Annotated in this window: 20 protein-coding genes; 12 read left to right on the forward strand and 8 right to left on the reverse strand. The window is 54.9% G+C overall.

Translation table 11 applies throughout. The features are described from left to right. Positions 1 to 2 precede the first annotated feature (2 nt). The 3 genes from ggt to ACP7IZ_RS05170 all read right to left on the reverse strand — a co-directional run bounded on the left by ggt (position 3) and on the right by ACP7IZ_RS05170 (position 3,904). Complete coding sequence (gene ggt / locus ACP7IZ_RS05160; RefSeq protein ID WP_426848120.1) at positions 3 to 1,823, reverse strand: gamma-glutamyltransferase; 1,821 nt, start codon at positions 1,821 to 1,823, stop codon at positions 3 to 5. 6 nt (positions 1,824 to 1,829) lie between these two features. Beyond that, the gene (map, locus tag ACP7IZ_RS05165) at positions 1,830 to 2,630 is read right to left on the reverse strand and encodes a type I methionyl aminopeptidase (protein ID WP_063353396.1); all 801 of its coding nucleotides are present in this window, start codon (positions 2,628 to 2,630) and stop codon (positions 1,830 to 1,832) included. A 125-nt stretch (positions 2,631 to 2,755) separates the two neighbouring features. Next, entirely contained in the window at positions 2,756 to 3,904 is a 1,149-nt protein-coding gene (locus tag ACP7IZ_RS05170; RefSeq protein WP_426848121.1) for a D-alanyl-D-alanine carboxypeptidase family protein, read from the reverse strand. A gap of 314 nt (positions 3,905 to 4,218) precedes the next feature. On the opposite strand from ACP7IZ_RS05170, the gene clpS reads away from it, so the two are divergent. Then, positions 4,219 to 4,596 (forward strand): ATP-dependent Clp protease adapter ClpS, encoded by a 378-nt coding sequence (gene clpS / locus ACP7IZ_RS05175; RefSeq protein WP_081461458.1) that lies wholly within the window; start codon positions 4,219 to 4,221, stop codon positions 4,594 to 4,596. Positions 4,597 to 4,762: 166 nt separating this feature from the next. Beyond that, positions 4,763 to 7,108, forward strand: a complete 2,346-nt coding sequence (gene clpA, locus ACP7IZ_RS05180; protein WP_006116834.1) for an ATP-dependent Clp protease ATP-binding subunit ClpA — start codon at positions 4,763 to 4,765, stop codon at positions 7,106 to 7,108. 92 nt (positions 7,109 to 7,200) lie between these two features. Here the strand turns inward: clpA and ACP7IZ_RS05185 are convergent, their stop codons facing one another. After that, a complete protein-coding gene (locus ACP7IZ_RS05185) occupies positions 7,201 to 7,704 on the reverse strand; it encodes a DUF3465 domain-containing protein (RefSeq protein WP_019088793.1) in 504 nt (167 codons plus the stop codon). A 6-nt stretch (positions 7,705 to 7,710) separates the two neighbouring features. Continuing rightward, positions 7,711 to 8,628 carry a polyphosphate kinase 2 family protein gene (locus ACP7IZ_RS05190; RefSeq protein WP_426848122.1) on the reverse strand — a complete coding sequence of 306 codons (918 nt, stop codon included), beginning with the start codon at positions 8,626 to 8,628 and terminating at the stop codon, positions 7,711 to 7,713. A gap of 113 nt (positions 8,629 to 8,741) precedes the next feature. Between ACP7IZ_RS05190 and ACP7IZ_RS05195 the strand changes: the two genes are divergently transcribed. After that, a complete protein-coding gene (locus tag ACP7IZ_RS05195) occupies positions 8,742 to 9,350 on the forward strand; it encodes a YqgE/AlgH family protein (protein ID WP_426848123.1) in 609 nt (202 codons plus the stop codon). Between the two features lie 26 nt (positions 9,351 to 9,376). On the opposite strand, the gene rapZ is transcribed toward ACP7IZ_RS05195, so the two are convergent. Next, positions 9,377 to 10,357 carry an RNase adapter RapZ gene (rapZ, locus tag ACP7IZ_RS05200; RefSeq protein ID WP_063353398.1) on the reverse strand — a complete coding sequence of 327 codons (981 nt, stop codon included), beginning with the start codon at positions 10,355 to 10,357 and terminating at the stop codon, positions 9,377 to 9,379. A 264-nt stretch (positions 10,358 to 10,621) separates the two neighbouring features. Here rapZ and ACP7IZ_RS05205 point away from each other — a divergent pair, with 264 nt between their 5' ends. Then, the gene (locus ACP7IZ_RS05205) at positions 10,622 to 11,020 is read left to right on the forward strand and encodes a RidA family protein (RefSeq protein WP_426848124.1); all 399 of its coding nucleotides are present in this window, start codon (positions 10,622 to 10,624) and stop codon (positions 11,018 to 11,020) included. Between the two features lie 20 nt (positions 11,021 to 11,040). Here the strand turns inward: ACP7IZ_RS05205 and ACP7IZ_RS05210 are convergent, their stop codons facing one another. After that, on the reverse strand, positions 11,041 to 12,843 hold the full coding sequence (locus ACP7IZ_RS05210; RefSeq protein ID WP_426848125.1) for an ATP-binding protein: 1,803 nt from the start codon (positions 12,841 to 12,843) through the stop codon (positions 11,041 to 11,043). 9 nt (positions 12,844 to 12,852) lie between these two features. After that, positions 12,853 to 13,566: a response regulator transcription factor gene (locus ACP7IZ_RS05215; protein ID WP_003623821.1), complete on the reverse strand. Its 714-nt coding sequence runs from the start codon at positions 13,564 to 13,566 to the stop codon at positions 12,853 to 12,855. Between the two features lie 193 nt (positions 13,567 to 13,759). On the opposite strand from ACP7IZ_RS05215, the gene ACP7IZ_RS05220 reads away from it, so the two are divergent. The 8 genes from ACP7IZ_RS05220 (at position 13,760) to purH (ending at position 22,361) form a co-directional block, all read left to right on the forward strand. Then, positions 13,760 to 14,356, forward strand: a complete 597-nt coding sequence (locus tag ACP7IZ_RS05220) for a nucleotide exchange factor GrpE (RefSeq protein WP_426848243.1) — start codon at positions 13,760 to 13,762, stop codon at positions 14,354 to 14,356. A gap of 15 nt (positions 14,357 to 14,371) precedes the next feature. Beyond that, positions 14,372 to 14,503, forward strand: coding sequence for a hypothetical protein (locus ACP7IZ_RS05225; RefSeq protein WP_426848126.1), 132 nt, complete (start codon positions 14,372 to 14,374; stop codon positions 14,501 to 14,503). Between the two features lie 62 nt (positions 14,504 to 14,565). After that, positions 14,566 to 16,470, forward strand: a complete 1,905-nt coding sequence (gene dnaK, locus ACP7IZ_RS05230; protein WP_006116843.1) for a molecular chaperone DnaK — start codon at positions 14,566 to 14,568, stop codon at positions 16,468 to 16,470. 155 nt (positions 16,471 to 16,625) lie between these two features. After that, positions 16,626 to 17,768, forward strand: a complete 1,143-nt coding sequence (dnaJ, locus tag ACP7IZ_RS05235; protein ID WP_426848127.1) for a molecular chaperone DnaJ — start codon at positions 16,626 to 16,628, stop codon at positions 17,766 to 17,768. Between the two features lie 6 nt (positions 17,769 to 17,774). Then, complete coding sequence (gene dapB, locus ACP7IZ_RS05240; protein WP_426848128.1) at positions 17,775 to 18,554, forward strand: 4-hydroxy-tetrahydrodipicolinate reductase; 780 nt, start codon at positions 17,775 to 17,777, stop codon at positions 18,552 to 18,554. A gap of 188 nt (positions 18,555 to 18,742) precedes the next feature. Continuing rightward, the gene (gene metK / locus ACP7IZ_RS05245; protein WP_426848129.1) at positions 18,743 to 19,930 is read left to right on the forward strand and encodes a methionine adenosyltransferase; all 1,188 of its coding nucleotides are present in this window, start codon (positions 18,743 to 18,745) and stop codon (positions 19,928 to 19,930) included. Between the two features lie 18 nt (positions 19,931 to 19,948). Continuing rightward, entirely contained in the window at positions 19,949 to 20,686 is a 738-nt protein-coding gene (gene trmB / locus ACP7IZ_RS05250; RefSeq protein ID WP_426848130.1) for a tRNA (guanine(46)-N(7))-methyltransferase TrmB, read from the forward strand. 97 nt (positions 20,687 to 20,783) lie between these two features. Continuing rightward, complete coding sequence (purH, locus tag ACP7IZ_RS05255) at positions 20,784 to 22,361, forward strand: bifunctional phosphoribosylaminoimidazolecarboxamide formyltransferase/IMP cyclohydrolase (protein ID WP_426848131.1); 1,578 nt, start codon at positions 20,784 to 20,786, stop codon at positions 22,359 to 22,361. Positions 22,362 to 22,453: the final 92 nt, after the last annotated feature.

Consider the following 22,453-nt stretch of genomic DNA (forward strand, 5'->3'; position numbering starts at 1 on the left):
GCTTATTCGCCTATAGCTGCACCGCCGGGGTGGCGTCTGTCATACCCGCCAAAATAGGGTGGTGCACCTGTGGTTTGGTCTGTTAAGCGCGGGCTGCCGGCCAGAATACCCTCCGGTATACCCCATGGTGCATGCGGGGCAAAATGATAGCCCTCATGCTCCAGCGTGCGTTCTACAGCCGAGGAGACTGTGCCGGATTCTATTTCCACCGCATCGGGCATCCACTGCTCGTGTAGGCGCGGCAGATCAATGGCCTGCTGGATATCTAGGCCATAATCCACAACACCCAGAATAACAGACAGCACAATAGTAGGAATGCGAGAGCCACCGGGGCTGCCTATCACCATAATGGGTTTGCCATTGCGGGAGAGGATGGTGGGTGTCATGGAAGAAAGAGGTGTTTTACCCGGAGCAATGGCATTGGCTGTGCTGCCGGGAATACCAAACATATTGGGCGCGCCGGGTTTGATGGAAAAATCATCCATCTCATCATTCATGAAGATGCCAGTATTGCCACCAATCACTTTGGCCCCAAACCACCCGTTCAGTGTGTAAGTGGTGGAAATGGCAAAGCCATTTTTATCCATGACAGAAAACTGCGTGGTTTCGGGTTTTTCGGCAGAGGCATCCCCGGCTTTCAAGGATGTCGAAGGCACGGCATGGTCTGTGGGGATATGCGTCCGTATTTCGGTTGCGTAGGCTGGGTCTAGCAAATGTTGGCTGGGGTTGGGCACAAAAGCTGGGTCACCCAAGTCACGCCTGTCAGAATAAGCGTGGCGCATGGCTTCAATTTCGCGCTGTAAAGCGGGAGCGGTATGCAAACCAAGGGTTTGCATGTTGTAGCCACCCAGAATGTTCAGCATTTCACACAACGCAACGCCACCCGCACTTGGGGGCGGTGCGGTTTCTACCTCTAATCCACGATAATGACACGTTAGCGGAGGGAGTTCGCGCGGTGCATAATGTGCAAAATCCGCAAGGGTGAGGATGCCGCCGTTTTTGCGAGAAGCCTTTACAATGGCGTGGGCAATGGGGCCTTTGTAAAAAGCATCCGCACCGTGGCGGGCAATCTGCTCAAGCGAGTGGGCGAGATCTTTTTGTACCAGCTTGTCCCCCACCTGTAGGGGAGAACCATCTGGGCGCAGGAAAACGGCCCGTGCGTAGGGGTCTTTACGAAATGCCGCGGTAGAGGTGTTCAGAAGCGCTACGTCTCCGGCTTCCAGCAAAAACCCTTCACGCGCAAGCCGAATAGCCGGGGCCAGCACGGCCTGACGCGGCAATTTGCCCCAGCGTTTGTGCACTTCCTCCAGCCCCGCAACGGTGCCGGGAATGGCAACTGCTTTCCACCCTATTACGGATTGATCGGGCAGCACATTGCCGTGCTCATCTAAAAACATGGTGGGGGTGGCGGCGGCAGGGGCTTTTTCCCGAAAATCCAGAAAAACGCTTTGCTGTTTGCCCGGTGCACGCAGCAGCATAAAGCCACCGCCCCCTAAATTGCCTGCGGCAGGGTAAACAACTGCCAGTGCATAACCCATAGCTACGGCGGCATCTGCGGCGTTGCCACCTTGGGCCAGAATGTGCGCGCCTGCTTCGGATGCAAGGCGTTGGGCAGAAACGGCCATGCCATGCGCCCCACGTGTGGGGGCTAAAGGTGGCAACTGGTCAGGCTGCGTTGTGCTGAATGCCAACGGGTCTGGTGCAGATACTACGGGTGCTGCAGCCCATAGTGGCTGTATGGTAGCCGCCCCCACTCCCATACAAAGCACTGCCATCGCCACCAAACGGGACGGGAGGGAGGAACGCTGTATGGGAGCAGGCATAGGGGCTTATCCTTTTACAGGGTAGGGCGGGCAGGTATAACCGGCAGGAGAAAGGGTGAAGATTTCATACCCTTTTTCGGTTACGGCCAGCATATGTTCAAACTGGGCAGAAAGGGAGCGATCACGCGTAACGGCTGTCCATCCATCTTCCAGAATTTTCACATCTGCTTTGCCAATGTTCAGCATGGGTTCAATGGTAAACACCATGCCTGCCTTCAGCTTCATGCCTTCGCCGGGGCGGCCATAATGCAGGATGTTGGGCTCAGTATGAAAAGTCTGGCCAATGCCGTGGCCACAAAAGTCTTCCACAATGGAATAGCGGTGTTTTTCTGCATAGCTCTGGATGGCGTAGCCAATATCACCCAGCGTGGCGCCGGGGCGCACGGCTTCAATCCCGCGCATCATGCTTTCATAGGTTGCGGTAATCAGCTTAGCAGCTTTGATAGCAACCTTGCCCACCGTGTACATGCGGCTGCTATCACCAAACCAGCCGTTCAGTTTTGGGGTGACATCAATGTTAACGATATCCCCTTCCTGCAGAACACGATCACCGGGAATGCCGTGGCACACAACATGGTTGACGGAAATGCAGCAGGCCTTGGGGTAACCACGATAATTCAGCGGGCCGGGTACGGCATCATGCGCCAGCGTGTATTCATGAATAATACGATCAAGTTCCCCAGTGGTAACGCCGGGTTTGACGTAAGGGGTAATCATATCCAGCGTAGAAGCTGCCAGACGCCCGGCAGCACGCAACATTTTAAAATCTTCTTCAGTATGCAGAATAATTCCGCCTCTGCCGGCCATAATCGCGCTCCCTAAATTTTGCAGGCGTTAAACGAGTCAGCCGCAAGATGGAGCCAGCAAGCAGCAAAGGCAACCCGCTTATGCTGCTGCGGATTGCCTAAGCAGAAAGAATCGGCAGAAAAAACTTAGGTGTGGTTATGCGCTGTGCGGTGTTTGGTGGCACTTTTGGAAGATGTAGCCGTTGCAGGCCGCACCTTGGCGCCAATCAGCCGCACATGGTGGCCCCCAGAAACCGGCATGGCCAGCACGTGTCGGCCACGGCGTGTTGCAGGGGCTGAGGCCACTTCCACCACGCGGCGGTGGGCAGATGCCGCCATGATAAGGGCATGATGGTTGCGGGCTGTGCGTGTACCAACCTGAGCGCGAGCCAGCATAAGGGGCCGTGCAACAGGGGCTACACCTTCTGCATCAAACCCACGGTCTAGCTGATTAGCCATAACTAGTGAGCGCTGGGTATTGCTGGAAGCACCCATCACCACACCTACAAGCCGCACATTGTCGCGTATGGCGGAGGTCACTAGGTTGCGTCCGGCTTCCTGCGTGTAGCCGGTTTTCATGCCATCCGCCCCTGCATACACTTTCAGCATAGGGTTGTGGTTGGGAATGATCCGGCGGTGGAAGCTGAAATACGGCGTTGAAAAGTAGTGATAATATTCCGGAAAATCAGCAATCAGGCGGCGGCCCAAGGTGGACAAATCACGCGCAGTTGTCATCTGGTCTGGATCAGGCAGGCCAGAGGCATTGCGGAAGGTGGTGTTACTCATGCCCAAGTAATGGGCCTGCTGCGTCATCATAGCGGCAAACTGGGGTTCGCTACCGCCACCAATCAGTTCGCCCAATGCGCAGGCAGCATCGTTGGCGGATTTGGTCACAAGGGCCAGAATCGCCTGCTCAACAGTCAGATGGGAACCGGGAACCAATCCGAGTTTGGAAGGTTCCATAGTAGAAGCATGGATGGAAACGGGCACAGCCTGATCCAGTGAGATGGCACCAGCGCGCAGGGCATTGAATGTCATGTACAGGGTCATCAGCTTTGTCAGGCTGGCTGGATAGCGGCGGAGGTCTGGATCATCTTGCGAAAGAACAGCACCAGTGCGGGCATCCACCACAATAGAGCTTAACTGCCCCGCATACTGTGCATGTGCTTTACCGTAAGTGGCTGTGGTGCCAACGGCTAACCCTGCCAGCAGGCCAACCCATTTACGCAAAGAGGGCGTTTTTTTACGTTTCAGCTTGGGCAGTTTGTTGTTTTCTGCCGTTGTTGCGTACCGCATGACTGTCCTGTTTGCCACTGCCACCCCCACCTGCTTCCTGCAGGGTTACTATTCCGTCTGCCGCTTAAGATCGCAAGCCCACGTCTGCATAAATCTGGAAAAATCCGAATCAGGGTTTCAGTTTTAGCGGCGTGGTAGTGTGTATATTTTCGTGTGTTCTGCCTATGTGGCACAAATATGGCGGTGCACAGGGCAGAGCCACGTTATAAAGGTATGGCGTGCTATGCCCTCTTCCATATGGGGTTGCCGTAACCAATATGGTGGAAGATACAGCCCCATGATTTTGTCTGACCTGCTGCCGGAGTTTGCCCATAATGGTTCTGCATCGCGATCCTGTTTTGCATACGGGTAATGGGCCTTTGCGCCGTGGTGGAAGCACGGATTCTTCGGATGATGGTGCTGATATTGGTGTGGTGGTGCGGGCTAAGCCCAAAACCCGCAAGCCTGCCATGTACAAAGTGCTGATGCTGAATGATGATTACACCCCAATGGAATTTGTGGTGTACGTGCTCGAACGTTTTTTTCAGAAGAATCGGGAAGAGGCCACAGACATCATGCTGAACGTGCATCGGCGTGGCGTTGGGGTGTGTGGTGTGTTCACTTATGAAGTAGCAGAAACCAAGGTGGCGCAAGTTATGGATCTGGCGCGGCAAAACCAGCACCCACTACAGTGCACGATCGAAAAAGACTGATCACTTCTGCAACGTTATTGCTAAAAAACGGCATGGTACGCGTTTTTTACGCCGAATAAGACTCGCATTTCCTGAAGAAGCAGCCAAATATGATAACAAGGGCTGCGGGTATGGTGGGTAGCGTTGCTGCCGTGCCTGCAATGTCTGGGGAAAGGAGCGTCTCGTCATGTTGTCACGCAATCTCGAACAGACTCTACATCGGGCGCTCATTCTGGCCGGTGAACGGCATCATGAATACGCCACGCTTGAGCATCTGCTTCTTGCCCTGGTTGATGATGCGGACGCCGTTACGGTGTTCCGGGCGTGCGGGGTGGATCTGGATCGCCTGCGCACGGATCTGACAGGTTTTCTGGATAAGGATTTGGCTGGGCTGGCATCTGATCGGCCAACAGAACCAAAACCCACCGCCGCGTTCCAGCGCGTTATTCAGCGGGCGGCTATTCATGTGCAATCTACCGGGCGGGATGAGGTAACAGGTGCAAACGTGCTTGTGGCCCTGTTTGCAGAACGGGAAAGCCATGCGGTGTATTTCCTGCAATTGCAGGATATGACACGGCTGGATGCCGTTAACTTTCTGTCTCACGGTATTGCCAAAGCGCCGGATCGTTCTACGCGCCGCCCGGTAGCGGGCACGGAATCCAATGCAGAAAAGGGTGAAGAACCCGAACGGGCCGAAAGCAAAAGTCAGAAAGGCAATCAGGATGCGCTTTCTACTTATTGCGTCAATCTGAACGATAAGGCGATTGCCGGTAAGGTGGATCCGCTTATCGGGCGCGATACGGAAATTGAGCGCACCATCCAGATTTTGTGCCGCCGCACCAAGAACAACCCGCTTTATGTGGGGGACCCGGGTGTGGGTAAAACCGCCATTGCGGAAGGGCTTGCCCGCCGCATTGTGGAAGGTAACGTGCCGGAAGTGCTGCTGAAATCCACCATCTATTCGTTGGATATGGGCGCATTGCTGGCAGGCACACGCTACCGTGGTGATTTTGAAGAACGCCTGAAAGCTGTGGTGACAGAGCTGGATCAGGACCCGCACGCCATCTTGTTTATTGATGAAATCCACACCGTTATTGGTGCGGGTGCCACATCGGGCGGCGCGATGGATGCATCAAACCTGCTGAAACCAGCGTTGGCAGCGGGCACGCTGCGTTGCATCGGTTCTACAACTTACAAGGAATTCCGGCAGCACTTTGAAAAAGACCGTGCACTTGTGCGGCGCTTCCAGAAGATTGATGTGCCTGAACCCACCATTGATGATGCGGTGAAGATTCTGCGCGGCCTGAAAGGCAGCTACGAAAAACACCATAAAGTGCGTTACACGGAAGAAGCCATACGCGCGGCAGTGGAACTGTCTGCCAAGTACATTCATGATCGCAAGCTGCCCGATAAGGCGATTGACGTGATTGATGAGGTGGGTGCTTCGCGCATGCTTCAGCCTGAAGGCCGCCGCCGCAAGACGGTGAACCTGAAGGATGTGGAAGATATTATCGCACGTATTGCCCGCATTCCGCCCAAAAGCATTTCTGCGGATGACAAGGAAGTGCTGCGCTCTTTGGAACGCGATCTGAAAGGGATGGTGTTTGGGCAGGATCAGGCTATTGATGCCCTGTCTGCCGCTATCAAGCTGGCACGTGCTGGCCTGCGTGATGCAGAAAAGCCAATTGGCAACTACCTGTTCTCTGGCCCCACTGGGGTTGGTAAAACAGAAGTGGCCCGCCAGCTGGCAACGGCGCTGGGGATTGAGCTGGTTCGCTTCGATATGTCCGAATACATGGAGCGGCATTCTATCTCTCGTCTGCTGGGTGCGCCTCCGGGGTATGTTGGTTTCGATCAGGGCGGTTTGCTAACGGATGCCATCGACCAGCATCCACACGCAGTGCTGCTTTTGGATGAAATTGAAAAGGCACATCCCGATCTGTACAACGTATTGTTGCAGGTTATGGATAACGGAAAGCTGACGGACCATAACGGCAAGACGGTGGATTTCCGCAATGTCATCCTGATCATGACCACCAATGCTGGTGCGTCGGATATGAGCAAGGAGGCCGTGGGCTTTGGCCGCCAGGTGCGTGAAGGTGAGGATGAAGAGGCCATTAAACGCCTGTTCACACCAGAATTCCGCAACCGCTTGGATGCCATTATTCCGTTTGCACACCTTTCGCCTGAAATTGTGGGGCAGGTGGTTGAAAAATTTGTGCTTCAGTTGGAAGCACAGTTGGCAGACCGCAACGTAACCATCGAATTGTCTTCCGCTGCCAAGGAATGGCTGGCAGAGCGCGGGTATGACAGGTTGTATGGCGCACGGCCTCTGGGGCGCGTTATTCAGGAATCCATCAAGAAGCCGTTGGCCGAAGAACTGTTGTTCGGCAAGTTGGCAAAGGGTGGAGCCGTAAAAATTGGCCTGAAGAACGGTGAGTTGGCGTTTGATATTGTTGAAAGCAGCGGTGGATCTTCCAGCAATGGGGAAGACACCCACGGCAGCGAACATGAGGAAGAAGCAACGGGCTAATTGAGCTTAAGCCACGTATGTAAATAACAGCAGGGCCGCCAGAAAATATCTGGCGGCCCTGTTTGTATATACTGTGTGGGCCTGAAAAAAGATCAGTCGTATTTGGTGCCGTTAACCGTAACGGAACCCGGAATTGGCCAAGATTTGCCAGTGCCACGGTGTGTCCAGTCAATGCCCTGCTTACGGTAGGAATCGTAATAGTAACGGCCCACTACTTCCACTTGGTCTCCTTTATTGACCCACGGCCATGATGGTGTGTGCATTTCATCCAGATTGGTCACAATCCGGATAGAAATGTTGGGGGCGACTGTTACGTAAAAATATCCATGCCACCCGCTGCGGGTGTGGCGCGCCTTGGCGCTTACAGCGCGCACGGTGCCGCAGATATGGACGGGCGTATCCCCTTTGGCGCCACCGTTTTCATAGTCCTGCTGTTTGCTCAGAAAATCCTGATTGTTGCAGGTTGCGGGCATAGAGGATGCAGCAGGAGCTTCCTGCTTCCATCCCCATCGGGCTTGCGCAGGAGAGGAAAGGAAAGAGGCTGCCAAACCCGTAAGGCCTGCCAGCATAAGGGCGGGAAAACGTGAAGATGTCATGAAAATTCAGTTCTGTGGTGTGGGGATCTGGCCTTTTTCAGCCAGAAGATGGGCGCGGTATTCATCCAAAAAGTGCTCAACCTCTGGCACGGGCTTGGGTGTAACCTGATGCAGATTTCTAAGGGCGCGAATAATGGTGCCAATAACGACAAGGCGCGCATACCATTTATGGTTGGAAGGCACGATAATCCACGGGGCATAAGGGCGCGCTGTTTCAGCAATAGCATCCTGATAAGCTGTGGCATATTCTTTCCAAAACTCGCGCTCCCTTAAATCGGAAGGGGAGAATTTCCAGCGCTTTTCCGGAATATCCAGCCGGGCCAGCAGGCGTTTACGCTGCTCTTCGGGCGAGATGTTCAGGAAAAACTTAAGAACCACAGTGCCCTGTCGGCTCAGATAGTGTTCCAGATGGCGGATATCGCTAAAGCGGCCTTGCCAGAATTCGGGGGTATTTACATCCCCAGTGAGATGGGCATTCTGGAGCAATTCTGGGTGCACGCGGGTTACCAGCACATCTTCGTACTGGCTGCGGTTGAAAATAACAATCCGCCCTGCCTGCGGTGCCGCAGCATGGATGCGCCATAAAAAACCGTGCTGAAGCTCAGTGGGGCCAGGTTGTTTGAAGGATGTTACGGAAACCCCCTGAGGGTTCACGCCAGACATCACATGTTTGATGGTGCCATCTTTGCCCGCGGCATCCATGCCTTGCAAAATAATCAGCAGGGAGTGGGTCTGGTTGGCGTAAAGAAGTTCCTGCAATATTTGCAAAAGACTTTTGACTTTGCGTAGCAGAAGTTTTCCATCTGCTTTTGTCAGGCCCAGATTGCCGTCATCGTTCGGATTGTGCGCGCTCAGCTTGAACTTGCTGCCGTCCGTAACATGATAGCTGTCTAGCGCATCCAGAAAGCGCGAAAGGGTATTCATGCTATAATTGCCTTACAAAATATTTGCCCTTCACGAATTGCGGTGGGGCATATGTCAGTCATAAAGGCAGGTTCAATCTTGTCAAAAAAAGAGGCGCTTCTCATATTCTTAGTATGAAATCCGTAAATTCTTCTATTTCTATGCCATCCGAGCCAGAAGAGGCACAATCTCTTGCAGGTATGTTGCTGGTGGCTTCCCCCATGTTGGCGCAAACACCTTTTGCTCAGAGTGTGATTTATGTATGCGCACATGCGCCAGATACCGGCACCATGGGGCTTGTGGTGAACAAACGTTTGGCAGTGGCCAGCTTTGATGAGCTACTAACCCAGCTTGATATCCAGCCCATGCCTCCGGTTAGGCGGATTGGTTTGTGCGCGGGTGGCCCGGTAGATGCCGGACGTGGCCTTGTGTTGCATTCCGCTGAATGGGAAGGGGAGAATAGCCTGCCTGTCAGCCCAAATATTGCCCTAACAGGCAGCGTAGATGTGCTGAAGGAAATTGCCGCAGGCAAAGGCCCGCAAGAAGCCCTGCTGGCTATGGGCCATGCCAGTTGGACAGCCGGGCAGCTTGAAGAGGAAATTCTTCAGCAAGATGCGTGGCTGGTGGCACCCGCCACGCGGGATATTGTATTTGGAAGCGATCATGCAGCCAAGTGGCGGCGTGCCTTGGCTTCTATCAATATTGATCCATTGCGCTTAAGCGGGCAGGTGGGGCATGCCTGATGGCAGGCGCTACCGCTGCTTTAAGATCAAAGAGACCGTGATTGGTCAGATAAGGCAGGTTCCACAGGTTTTCTGGCCCAACGCCAAGATGTAATACCTTGCCGGGCCAGTTCACGGTGCATGACCATAATGGGCCATTTACCCGCACCTTCATAGCTGCCCATCCCATCCGGGGCGGAAAGTCTTTTGGCCAAGGCTTCCACAAGGGTTACGGAGCGATGCCGCCCGCCCGAACATCCAATAGCAATGGTGGCGTATTTCTTGCCTTCCTGCACAAAACGCGGCAGCACCAGTTGCAGCATGGCGTGAATTTGGTTCAGGAATGTCAGGTAATCGCGGTCTTCTGCCACATATTCCGCCACATCAGCATCCAGCCCGGTTTTGGGGGCCAGTTCAGGCACATAATGCGGGTTACGTAAAAAACGGGCATCAAACACAATATCGGCTTCCCGCGGCAGGCCCGCAGGATAAGCGAAGGACATTAAAGCTACGGTAAGGCCTTCCTGTGCGCCACCAGTCCAAGGGCTGAAGCGGCTTTCCACAAACTGGCGCAGCTCCGGCGGGGGCATATCTGTTGTATCAATCACCAGATCAGCCGCAGCCCGTAGGGGAGCAGTTAGGGCTATTTCTTCTTCAATGCCTTCTTTAATGCTGCCGTGCGGTGCCAGCGGATGGCGGCGGCGTGTTGCCGTATAGCGGCGTAACAGCACGCTTTCATCTGCTGTGGCATAAATCAGTTCAACACGCAGGTGCGGGTTCATGCGCAGGCGGGCCATGGCTTCCAATACGGCGGAAGCATCAAACCCACGGGTGCGAGAATCTACCCCAATGGCAACGGGGCGTTCTGCGCGGGCCACAATATCATCCAACATCCCAAGTGGTGGGTTGTCGATAACTTCGTGTTCCAGATCTTCCAGAATCCGCAGGATGGAGGATTTGCCCGCCCCAGATAGGCCGGACACCAGCAGAATGCGGCGTGGTGCAGGCGTATCATCTGCCGTAACCATGAACGGCTTTTCCTCTCCATCTTGAGGCTGGCAGGTGCTGGTTGATAATGCACAAAAATGCCAGAACCCGGAATCAGCCAGTAAACCTGTTAAGCGCTTTGCTGCGCCACTTTACTGCAGTTTGGCCCGTTGTGAGAAGGCATTATCCTCAAGGCAGGCATCACTTCGTAACACATCGTTGCGTTTTGTGACGTAAAACAAGGCGTTTGTTACGAAAGAGAAAATTGCGGTTCGCTCGTTCTTGCCCTACGTCCTGACATTATCATGACGCAAAAACAACAGGCAGATAGGGCTTTGGTGAAACAGCATACACCACATCTTAAACATATAACGGGTGGATTTGTTCTTTCAGGCATAACGGCTCCGCATATCAAGGGGCTGGATATGGCTGAGCAGTGCCGTGCAGCGCTGGAGCAGGGGGTAGAGCTTCTGGCCAAGCAGGGGCATGCCTTGCATGATGTCACCCATATTCTCTGCACAGTTGCTGATGCTGAAAACTTTCCTTCCTGTTTTCCTGTTTTCAGGCAGTTTTTTCCTTCCATTTCCCCTATCATGACACTGATGTGGCTTAAGGATGCACCATCTTCCCAGCCCAAAATTATTTTTGAGCTGGTTGTGCAGGAAGAAGTGGCAGAGGTGCAGGAAGAAGATTACGCCTTCTGAATGCACCCAGTTTTGCCAAGCTAACGGGTTACAACAACCCGTGGAAGCTGAATGGTAAAACAGGCCCCAATAACCTGCCCACTCTGGTTGTGCAGATTATCAACAGAAATCGTGCCATGCAGGGCTTCTATAATCTGCCGACTGATAGAAAGCCCCAGACCTGAGTGTTGGCCAAAATTTTCATTCTTTGGGCGCTCGGAATAAAAGCGGTCAAAAATCGAATCCAGCTTGGCTTGCGGAATACCCGGGCCTTCATCCGCCACAGAAATGGTGACCATCTTGCCCGTTGGCATAGCCGAAAGGGTAATATGGCCATTGGGCGGAGAAAAGGAAATGGCATTGCCGATCAGGTTGCGCAAAACCTGCACAAGCCGGTCTTCCACAGCCAGAACTTCTAACGGGCTTTCTGGGCTATCACCCTGTACATTGGTGTGCACAATGGGTTGTCCATCTTGGCGGGTGGCCTGCTGAATTTCCGCCAGAACAGAAAGCAGCGGCGCAATGGCAACAGGTTCAGCCTTTGCACGAGACATTTCAGCATCCAGACGGCTGGCGTCTGAAATATCGGTAATCAGCCGGTCCAGCCTGCGCACATCATCATTGATAATGGTGAGGAGGCGGCGCTGCTGGTTCAGGTCTTCAATACGCAGCAGTGTTTCAATAGCCGAGCGAATGGAGGACAGCGGATTTTTGATTTCGTGGCTAACATCGGCGGCAAAGCGCTCAATGGCGTCCATCCGCTTCCACAACGCTTGCGCACTGGCTTGCAGGGCACGTGCCACATCGCCAATTTCATCACGCCGGGCCAGCAAGCGCGCAGGTACGGTGCCGGTGCGGCCCGTTGCATCACGCATAACTTGGGCCGAAGCCGCCAGCCGTAACAATGGCCGTGCAATGGTAAGCGAGAGATACCACGAAAGCAGTACCGTCAGCACAAGCGCCATGAGAAAAACGGACAGAATGGAAGACCGAATGGCAAACAGGGAACGATCAACCTGTGAGGCCACGCGGGTAAGCTGAATAATGCCAATGGTGCTGCCATCGTGCATGACGGGCTCAGCCACCGTAATAATCAGGCGCCCGCGTGCAGTGCGCCGGATATAAGGCGGTGCTTCCAGTGGAGGCGGCGGCGGAGCGCCTTTTGTTCCGATAGTCGTGCCAGAGGGCCGGGCGGGAATATCTTCCTCATCCGTGTTCAGCGTGACAATGCCCGAATTATGGTTTCCCCATAACCACGTGAGGAACCGTTCATAAATGCCGGGCTGGGTGGCCGGAGGAAAAGGAATGGTTTTGACACGCTGTTCATTGCGCGGTGTGGCTGGGGCGGGCTCTGCCGTTTCGGGCCAGTCTGCCAGATTGTCAGCCACAAGGCGGCCATCCGGGCCAAACAGGCGGGCATGGGCGTTGGGGCTTGGTTCTGTAAGCCGCAGCAGCAGCGGGCGGGCCAGAGATTCTTCCAGCACATAGCCACGGTCTTGCGGGTTGGCGGCGTGGGGGTGTGTGGTGCGTACGGCACTTTGCCCCAGCGCGCCCGCATAAATTCGGGCCTGTTCACGCAGGGCCGTTACTTCTGTTGCCAGAAGGCCGTTCCGAAACTGGTTAAGAAACAGAATAGTAACGCCCAACAGGGCAATAGGCAGAATGTTAACCAGCAAGACCCGCCGCATCAGCGGAGAAATCAGCCGTGTGCGGGAGGCCTGATAAGCCGCTGTGGCTTCTATGCTGCCTTTGCGGGGCTTGTTGCCCGGCATGGACAGATAATGCAGGCCACCAATGCGGCCTGCCAGCGCCTTGAAAAAAGAAGGGGCGGGCTGGCTGGTCATGAACCGTGATCAGTCTTCCCGATATCGGTAACCGATACCGTACAGGGTTTCGATCTGGTTGAATTCGTCATCCACCTGGCGGAACTTTTTACGCACACGCTTGATATGGCTGTCTATGGTGCGGTCATCCACATACACGGTGTCACCATACGCGGCATCAATCAGCTGATCGCGGGATTTTACCAGCCCCGGCCGTTGGGCCAGTGTTTTTACCAGCAGAAATTCCGTTACGGTTAGGGGTACATCTTCCCCTTTCCATGTGCATTTGTGGCGCAGCTCATCCAAGGAGAGGTTGCCACGCACCAGCGCACCACCCGTTGGCTCACCATTGGCTTCTGCACGGCTAACTTCATTCCGGCGCAACAGGGCGCGAATGCGCTCTAGCAGCAAGCGTTGGGAGAACGGCTTGGTGATGTAATCATCCGCCCCAAGGCGCAGGCCCATAAGCTGGTCAACTTCCTCGTTTTTAGAGGACAGGAAAATGACAGGCAGGTTGGAGCGGGTGCGCAAGCGTTGCAGAAGTTCCATGCCATCCATGCGGGGCATTTTGATATCCAGCACAGCCAGATCAACCGGGTAGGCCGTTAAACCCTGCAGTGCCGATTCGCCATCTGTATATGTGCGAACATTGAAGCCTTCTGCCTCCAGTGTCATCTGCACCGATGTCAGGATATTGCGGTCATCATCCACCAGCGCAATTGTCTGCTTGGTGCGCTCTGTCATTGTCTGCGTTGTCCTTCCCTGCTGCCATGCGAGCAAGCCCTATAGACTAGGCCCTGCCATCCTATCCTGCCAAGTGCCCCTGTCCAGAATCGGCCAGCTTTTTTCAGCATTGTGTTGTTAGGGCATAAAATCATGCACATGGCAGGGGTGGCGGGTCTTGTCGGCAGCGTTTGTGTTGCTTACTTCAAAAGGCATGACCCACGATACAGATCCCACACAGGTCGAAACGCCGGCAGCACAGCCGGCCCCGGCCGAGCAGACGGCTCCGGAACACGAAGCTGCTGCTGAAGCTGCGCAGAACGGTCAGGCAGAAGGCCCGGAAGCGCGTATTCACGAACTTGAGCAGAGCGCTGCCGAATTTAAGGAAAAGTGGCTGCGTTCAGAGGCTGAAAACCAGAACCTGCGCGCCCGTGCCAAGCGTGATCTGGATGATGCCCGCCAGTACGCCGTGCAAAAATTTGCGCGTGACGTTGTAGAAGCCGCAGAAAACCTGCGTCGTGCGCTGGCCAGCCTGCCACCTGCGCAGGAAGGCGAAGATTCTGTGCTGACCAAAATACGTGAAGGTATTGAAAGCACAGAACGCTCCTTCATTTCTATTCTGGAGCGCCACGGCATCAAGTGTGATGATCCGGCAGGTAAGCCGTTTGATGCCAACCTGCATCAGGCGATGGCAGAACAGCCGAGTGCTGAGCACGAACCCGGCACGGTCATGCAGGCTTGGACGCCAACATGGACGCTGCATGGGCGTCTGCTTAAGCCAGCTATGGTGGTGGTTGCCAAAGCTTCCTGATCCGGAGGTTACGGCATGGCGGCAGGTAAAAAAATCCTGCCCGCCAAGGTGTTTTCCCTTCTTGAAAAAGAGAAAACGCCACCATACATCAGGTTTATCATTCAGGCCTGCTTCCATACCCCAATTAAGGGCAGAGCAGGCGGGTAAATGAAAGCAAGGGCCTTTTCTGGTGCTTCGGGCCAGATGGGGTCGCTGAAAGGGAATATATAATGAGTAAAGTTATTGGTATCGACCTTGGTACGACCAACTCCTGCGTTGCAGTGCGTGAAGGTAACGAAACAAAGGTTATCGAAAACAGCGAAGGCGCCCGCACTACCCCGTCTATGGTGGCTTTCACCGAAGGTGGTGAAATGCTGGTGGGGCAGGCTGCAAAACGTCAGGCAGTTACCAACCCGTCTAACACTTTCTACGCTGTGAAGCGTCTGATCGGGCGTCGTTTTGATGATCCGACAGTCCAGAAAGACAAGGAAATGGTGCCCTATGCCATCGTTCAGGGCGATAATGGCGATGCATGGGTTGAGGCGCGCGGCAAAAAATATGCCCCCTCACAGATTTCCGCCTTCGTTCTGGGCAAGATGAAGGAAACGGCTGAATCCTATCTGGGTGAAAAAGTTTCTCAGGCTGTTATCACGGTTCCGGCTTACTTTAACGATGCCCAGCGTCAGGCCACCAAGGATGCAGGTAAGATTGCCGGCCTTGAAGTGCTGCGTATCATCAACGAACCCACAGCGGCTGCTCTGGCTTACGGGCTGGAAAAGAAAAGCGGTGGCACCGTGGCTGTGTATGACCTTGGTGGTGGCACGTTTGACGTTTCCGTTCTGGAAATTTCTGACGGCGTGATCGAAGTGAAGTCCACCAATGGTGATACGTTCCTGGGTGGTGAAGACTTTGATAACCGCATCATCGGCTATCTGGCAGACGAGTTCAAACGCGAACAGGGTATTGATCTGCGGTCTGACAAGCTGGCTCTGCAGCGTCTGAAAGAAGCAGCAGAAAAAGCCAAGATCGAACTGTCTTCCTCTAAGGAAACAGAAATCAACCTGCCGTTCATCACCGCTGATGCATCTGGCCCGAAACACCTTGTTCTGAAGCTGACCCGCGCCAAGCTGGAAAGCCTTGTGGACGATCTGGTGCAGCGTACGCTGGAACCCTGTAAGGCAGCGCTGAAGGATGCTGGCCTGTCTGCTTCTCAGATTGACGAAGTCATTCTGGTTGGCGGTATGACCCGTATGCCTAAGGTTATCGAAACGGTTAAAGGCTTCTTTGGTAAAGACCCTGCCCGTAACGTGAACCCCGATGAAGTTGTGGCCATTGGTGCTGCTATTCAGGGTGCCGTTCTGAAGGGTGATGTTAAAGACGTTCTTCTGCTGGACGTAACCCCGCTTTCTCTGGGTATTGAAACGCTGGGTGGTGTGTTCACCCGTCTGATCGACCGCAACACAACTATCCCGACCAAGAAGAGCCAGGTGTTCTCCACGGCGGAAGATAACCAGAACGCCGTGACCATTAAGGTCTATCAGGGCGAACGCGAAATGGCAGCCGACAACAAGCTGCTGGGTAACTTCGATCTTACGGGTATTCCCGCAGCACCGCGTGGCGTGCCGCAGATTGAAGTGACCTTCGATATCGATGCCAACGGCATTGTGTCTGTGTCCGCTAAGGATAAGGCAACCGGTAAGGAACAGCAGATCAAAATTCAGGCTTCTGGTGGTCTGTCCGATACCGATATCGACAAGATGGTGAAGGACGCTGAAGCGAATGCTGAAGCCGATAAAGCCAAGCGTGAGCAGGTAGAACTGCGTAACAATGCCGAAGCTCTGGTGCATCAGACTGAAAAGTCTCTGACCGAAGCTGGTGACAAGGTTCCGGCTGCTGAAAAGAGCGAAGCAGAAAGCGCCATTGCTGCTGTTAAGGCCGCTATGGAAGGCACAGATGCAGAAGCTCTGAAAAGCGCAACCGAACGCCTGACACAGGCAGCCATGAAGGTGGGTGAAGCCGCTTACAAGGCTGGTCAGGCTGGTGAAGCAGCTCCGGAAGCAGAAGCTGCAAAGCCGGACGAAAAAGAGATCGTTGACGCTGACTTTGAAGACGTGAACGACAGCAAGAAGTCCTGATCGGACGCTATGCACAAGGGTGACTATGTGACAAACATAGTCACCCTTTACTTTATTTCTGGCGTCCGCGCTTCATTGTAAGGCGGGCGCTTTTTGTTGTTTCGGACAAATGCTGTGCTCATGCTTTAGAGGCAGCCCCCGATAAGAGGACTTCCATGGCCACTCAGCTCGATTACTACGCAATTCTTGAAGTTTCCCGAACCGCCACGGCTGATGAACTCAAGAAATCCTATCGCAAGCTGGCCATGAAGTATCATCCCGATCGGAACCCGGGGGATGATGCGGCAGAAGCCAAGTTCAAAGAAATCAACCAAGCCTACGATATCCTGAAGGACGAACAAAAACGCGCTGCGTATGACCAGTACGGCCATGCCGCGTTTGAAGGCGGTGGCCCTGGCCCCGGCGGGTTTGACTTCAGCGGTGGTTTTGGTGCCGGTGGTCTGGGCGATATTTTCGAACAGATGTTTGGTGACGTGATGGGCGGCCGCCGTGGTGGCCGTGCCCGCACCGGCAACGATATCCAGACTCATGTTGAAATCACGCTGGAAGAAGCTTTTGCCGGCGTAAAGAAAGATGTGCGGGTGATTACCCGCGTGGCGTGCGAATCCTGCCACGGCACGGGCTCTAACGATGGTGCATCGGGCGTTGAAGTTTGCCCAAGCTGCCACGGTGCAGGCAAGGTGCGGGCGCAGCAGGGCTTTTTTGTTGTGGAACGCCCATGCCCAACCTGTCATGGCGCAGGCAAAGTGGTGAAAAACCCCTGTAAGGTTTGCCACGGTGAAGGCACCATAGAAAAAGAACGCACGGTTGAAGTGCAGATTCCTGCCGGTGTGGAAGATGGCACCCGCATTCGCCTTTCTGGGGAAGGGGAAGCCGGGGGCAATGGCGTGCCGCCGGGTGATCTCTATATTCATATTTCCATAGACGAGCACGGTATCTTCCAGCGCGATGGCGCCAATATCTATTGCCGCGTACCGTTGCGTATGGCGCAGGCTGCCTTGGGCACAGAAATTGAAGTGCCCGTTATTGATGGTTCTCGCACCAAGGTAAAAGTTCCGGCTGGCACGCAAACCGGCGCGCATTTCCGCCTGCGTGGCAAAGGGTTCTCTGTTCTGCGCTCCACAGCCCGTGGCGATATGTACATTCAGGTAACGGTGGAAACACCGCAGAACCTCAGCAAGCGCCAGCGTGAACTGTTGGAAGAATTTGAAAAAGAAGCCGGTGAGGATGTGAAGCAAAGCCCTGAACATACGGGCTTCTTCCGCCGCGTGCGGGACTTTTTTGAAGGGAAGGAATAAGCGCTCATGCGTATCGGTATTGCAGGCATAACGGGGCGCGTGGGCCGTCTTTTGGTAGAAGAAGTGCAGGCCGCAGGGGCAACCCTTTCTGGCGGCACAACACGCAGGCCGGAAGCAGCAAGCGGCCTGCCCCAAGGCGTGGCGCTGTTTAAGGATATGGCGGAGCTTGCAGCCAACAGCGATGTGGTGATTGATTTCACCCATGCGGATACGGTTATCCCTAACGCGCAGGCGCTGGCCGCAGCAGGCACGGCATGGGTGTTGGGCACAACTGGCCTTTCAGCAGAGCAACAGACCGCCGTGCACAAAGCCGCGGAAAAAATTGCGGTGGTGCATGCCGCCAATTATTCCCCCGGTGTTACATTAGTGCAGCGTTTGGCGCAGATGATGGCACGTGCCCTGCCAGCAGACTCCTACGATGCTGAAATTGTGGAAATGCACCATCGGCAAAAGGTGGATGCACCCTCTGGCACAGCCTTGGCTATTGGTGAGGCCGTAGCGCAGGGCCGTGGTGTTAATCTGGCGGATGTGCGCGAAAGTGGGCGTGATGGCCATACCGGCCCCCGCAAGGAAGGGGCCATTGGCTTTGCGGCCCTGCGTGGCGGGCAGATTGTGGGCGAACATGAAGTATTGTTCACATCCGCAGATGAACAGATTGTTTTGGGGCACCGCGCCTTTGATCGGCGCATTTTTGCCACGGGCGCCGTGCGTGCCGCCAAGTGGGTAAAAGGGCACAAACCCGGCCTTTACAGCATGGAAGATGTGCTGGGTCTGCCTCCGCTCTAATGTCAGCCTAAAGGGGCGGGCGGTGTCCGCCCCGCGTTGGGCGCAAGGCTGAAAACGGCGTTTCTGGCTGGCCTGTTTGGCCAATACTCTTGACCGCTGCTTTCTATCCCTTCATACGACCTCGTCCCCCTTTTTTAGGGCGGGCATCTGTTTCCTTTTTCACAGTGCGTGGGGCAAACGGCACCATCATGCGTAAAGACGGCGATTTTCTGTTTACTTCGGAGTCTGTTTCCGAAGGCCATCCCGATAAAGTTGCTGACCGGATCAGCGATACCGTTCTGGACGCTTATCTTGCGGCAGATCCGGAAGCCCGCGTTGCCTGTGAAACGCTGGTAACCACCAACCGCATCATTCTTGCGGGTGAAGTGCGTGGCCCATCTTCCGTAACATCGGACAAGCTGATTGAACTGGCGCGTGAAGCTGTCAAAGATATCGGTTACGATCAGGAAGGTTTCTCCTGGCGTCATGCGGAAGCTGCAAATTACCTGCATGCTCAGTCTGCCGATATTGCGGTAGGCGTTGATAGCGCAGGTGAGAAAGATGAAGGCGCAGGCGATCAGGGGATCATGTTCGGGTATGCCTCGAACGAAACCGATACCCTTATGCCAGCCCCAATCTACTACGCGCACCGCATTCTGCATGAAATGCGTGATCTGCGCCGTGCGGGTGACCCGATTGTAGCTGGCCTACAGCCGGACGCCAAAAGCCAGGTAACCCTGCGCTACGTCAATGGCCGCCCGGTGGGTGCTACTTCTGTAGTCATCTCCACCCAGCATGATGAAGGCATTAATCAGGAAGAACTGCGTGGCCGTCTGGGTCAGGTGGTTAAGAATGTGCTGCCCGAAGGTTGGGTGCCGCCGGAAAAAGAATTCTACGTCAACCCCACGGGTGTGTTCGTTATTGGCGGCCCGGATGGTGACTGCGGGCTAACAGGCCGTAAGATCATTGTGGACACCTATGGTGGTGCAGCCCCGCATGGAGGTGGCGCATTCTCCGGTAAGGACCCCACGAAGGTTGACCGTTCCGCAGCGTATGCCTGCCGTTATCTGGCCAAAAACGTTGTGGCCGCTGGCTTGGCAGATCGTTGCACCATTCAGCTTTCCTACGCCATTGGCGTGTCTCATCCGCTGTCCGTCTATGTGGATCTGGATGAAACCGGCAAGGATGTGGATGAAAACCGTCTGGGTGATGTGCTGCGTGAAGTTATGGATCTTACCCCGCGCGGTATCCGTAAGCACCTGCGCCTGAACCGTCCGATTTATGCTGTTACATCTGCTTATGGCCACTTTGGCCGCCAGCCGGATGCCAAGCTGGACACCTTTACGTGGGAACAGACCGATCTGGTTGATGCCCTGCGTAGCGCGCTAAACCGCTAAGTTTAGGGCGTTCTGTTCATGGCGGAGGCTAAAGGTTCGGCTGAAAATGGTCAGCCTGTGGTAACAGATGTTAAACCCCCGCCAGAGCGGCTGTATGGCCGCCAGCGTGGGCATCCGTTGCGCCCCCGTCAGGAACGGTTGCTGGATGAAACCCTGCCGCGTATGCGTTTTCCGCTAGAGCACGCGGCAGATCCGGCTTCTGTTTTTGGCCATGAGCCGGAACAGATCTGGTTTGAGGTTGGTTTTGGTGGTGGTGAGCACGTGCTTGCCCAAACCAATGCACACCCCGAAGTGGGGTATATTGCCTCCGAAGTTTTCCATAATGGTTTGTGCTCCCTGTTAAGCCGCCTTGTGCCGGTAGGGGAGGAAGCAACTGCACCCGTACCAGACATGCTGCGGCTGTGGGATGATGATGCCCGGCAAGTGCTGAATGTGCTGCCCGATGCGTGTCTGGACAGGTTGTTCCTGATGTTTCCAGATCCGTGGCCCAAGGCACGCCATGCCAAGCGGCGCTTTGTGCATCCGCAAAATGTAGCGCTGGCTGCCCGTGTGCTTAAGCCCGGAGCAGTATGGCGCGTTGCCAGTGATGATCCCACCTATCAGGCATGGGTGCAGGAAGTTATGGCTGCTCAGAATTACTTTGAAGCGCCCGCACCCGTTTTAACCCGGCCAGAAGGCTGGTTCCCCACTCGGTACGAGGCCAAGGCCATTGCTGCTGGCCGACAGCCTATGTACTGGACATTTACCCGCCGCTAAGGCGGGTTTTGTCGTTTTTCACCCTCGGCTGATGGCTTGCATGTGGCATGTGGGTTCATCAGCCCGCATTACGTTTTTGCCATGCGAAAGGTCCGCCATGAGCCAGACGACGCTGCCTATCCGTCGTGCCCTTATTTCTGTTTCCGATAAAACGGGTCTGCTTGATCTTGCCCGTGCTCTTGCAGCGCAGGGGGCAGAAATTCTTTCTACCGGGGGGTCTGCCAAGGCGCTGCGCGATGCGGGCATCCCCGTTACGGAAGTTTCGGATTACACAGGCTTTCCCGAAATTCTGGATGGCCGGGTAAAAACGCTGGTACCCAAAATTCATGGTGGCATTCTGGGGCGGCGCGATCTGCCTGCCCACGTGGCCCAGATGGAAGAACACGGCATTGGCCCGATCGATCTGGTGGCTGTGAATTTGTATCCGTTTGAAAAAACCGTGGCTTCCGGCGCAGATGCAGATACGTGCATTGAAAACATTGATATCGGCGGCCCGGCACTTATTCGTGCTGCAGCCAAAAACCACGCCCACGTGGTGGTGCTGACAGACCCAGCCCAGTATGAAGGGTTGATTGATGCGCTGGGCGATGGTGGCACCACGTTAGAAACCCGCCGTGCCTATGCTGGCGCTGCTTATGCGCGCACCGCTGCGTATGATGCCGCCATTGCCGCATGGTTTGCCAAGCAGGCGCAGCAGCCTTTCCCCGAACGCTTCATTATCGCTGGCCAGCGCGCGGAAATCCTGCGCTATGGTGAAAACCCGCACCAGAAAGCCGCTTTCTATCGTGATGGCACAGTGCGCCCCGGTGTAGCAACGGCGCAGCAGGTGCAGGGCAAGTCTCTCTCCTACAACAACATCAATGATACCGATGCTGCGTTTGAGGCTGTTGCCGAATTTGATAGCCCGGCCGTTGTAATTGTAAAGCACGCCAATCCTTGCGGCGTGGCTGTTGCACCTTCCTTAACGGCCGCGTGGGATCAGGCCCTGCGGTGTGATCCGGTTTCTGCCTTTGGGGGCATTGTGGCCCTTAACCGCATGCTGGATGCAGCCACGGCGGAAAAGATTTCCGCCATCTTTACGGAAGTGATTGTTGCTCCGGATGCGGAAGAAGATGCCAAGGCGCTTCTCTCCCGCAAAAAGAACCTGCGTTTGCTGCTGACTGGTGGCCTGCCTAACCCGGCGGCAGAAGGTATTGTAGTGCGTTCCGTAGCCGGGGGTTTTCTGGCCCAAACGCGTGATAACGGCCAGATCAGCCGTGAAGGCCTGAAGGTGGTGACAAAGCGCGCCCCCACGGAACAGGAAATGCAGGATCTGATTTTTGCATTCCGTGTGGCTAAGCACGTTAAGTCTAACGCTATTGTGTATGCCAAGGGTGGTGCCACGGTGGGCATTGGCGCAGGCCAGATGAGCCGTGTGGATTCTGCCCGCATTGCCGCTTCTAAAAGTGGTGAGGCAGCAAAGGCCGCTGGGCTGGACAAGCCGCTGACACAGGGTTCTGTGGCCGCGTCTGATGCGTTCTTCCCGTTTGCAGATGGTCTGGAAACCATTGTTGCGGCCGGGGCCACAGCGGTTATTCAGCCTGGCGGTTCTATCCGTGATAATGAGGTGATTGCCGCAGCAGATGCCGCCGGTATTGCCATGGTGTTTACTGGTATGCGCCATTTCCGCCACTGACACGCTTTTCCCGCTCTTGTGGGAATAACAGTTCGTGGCAGAGAATAGGGCCACGAATCTCACGCAATGCTGTCCCCCGTGCACATATGGGC

The organism is Acetobacter sp. AAB5, from assembly GCF_050106715.1.
GTDB lineage: Bacteria > Pseudomonadota > Alphaproteobacteria > Acetobacterales > Acetobacteraceae > Acetobacter > Acetobacter oryzifermentans.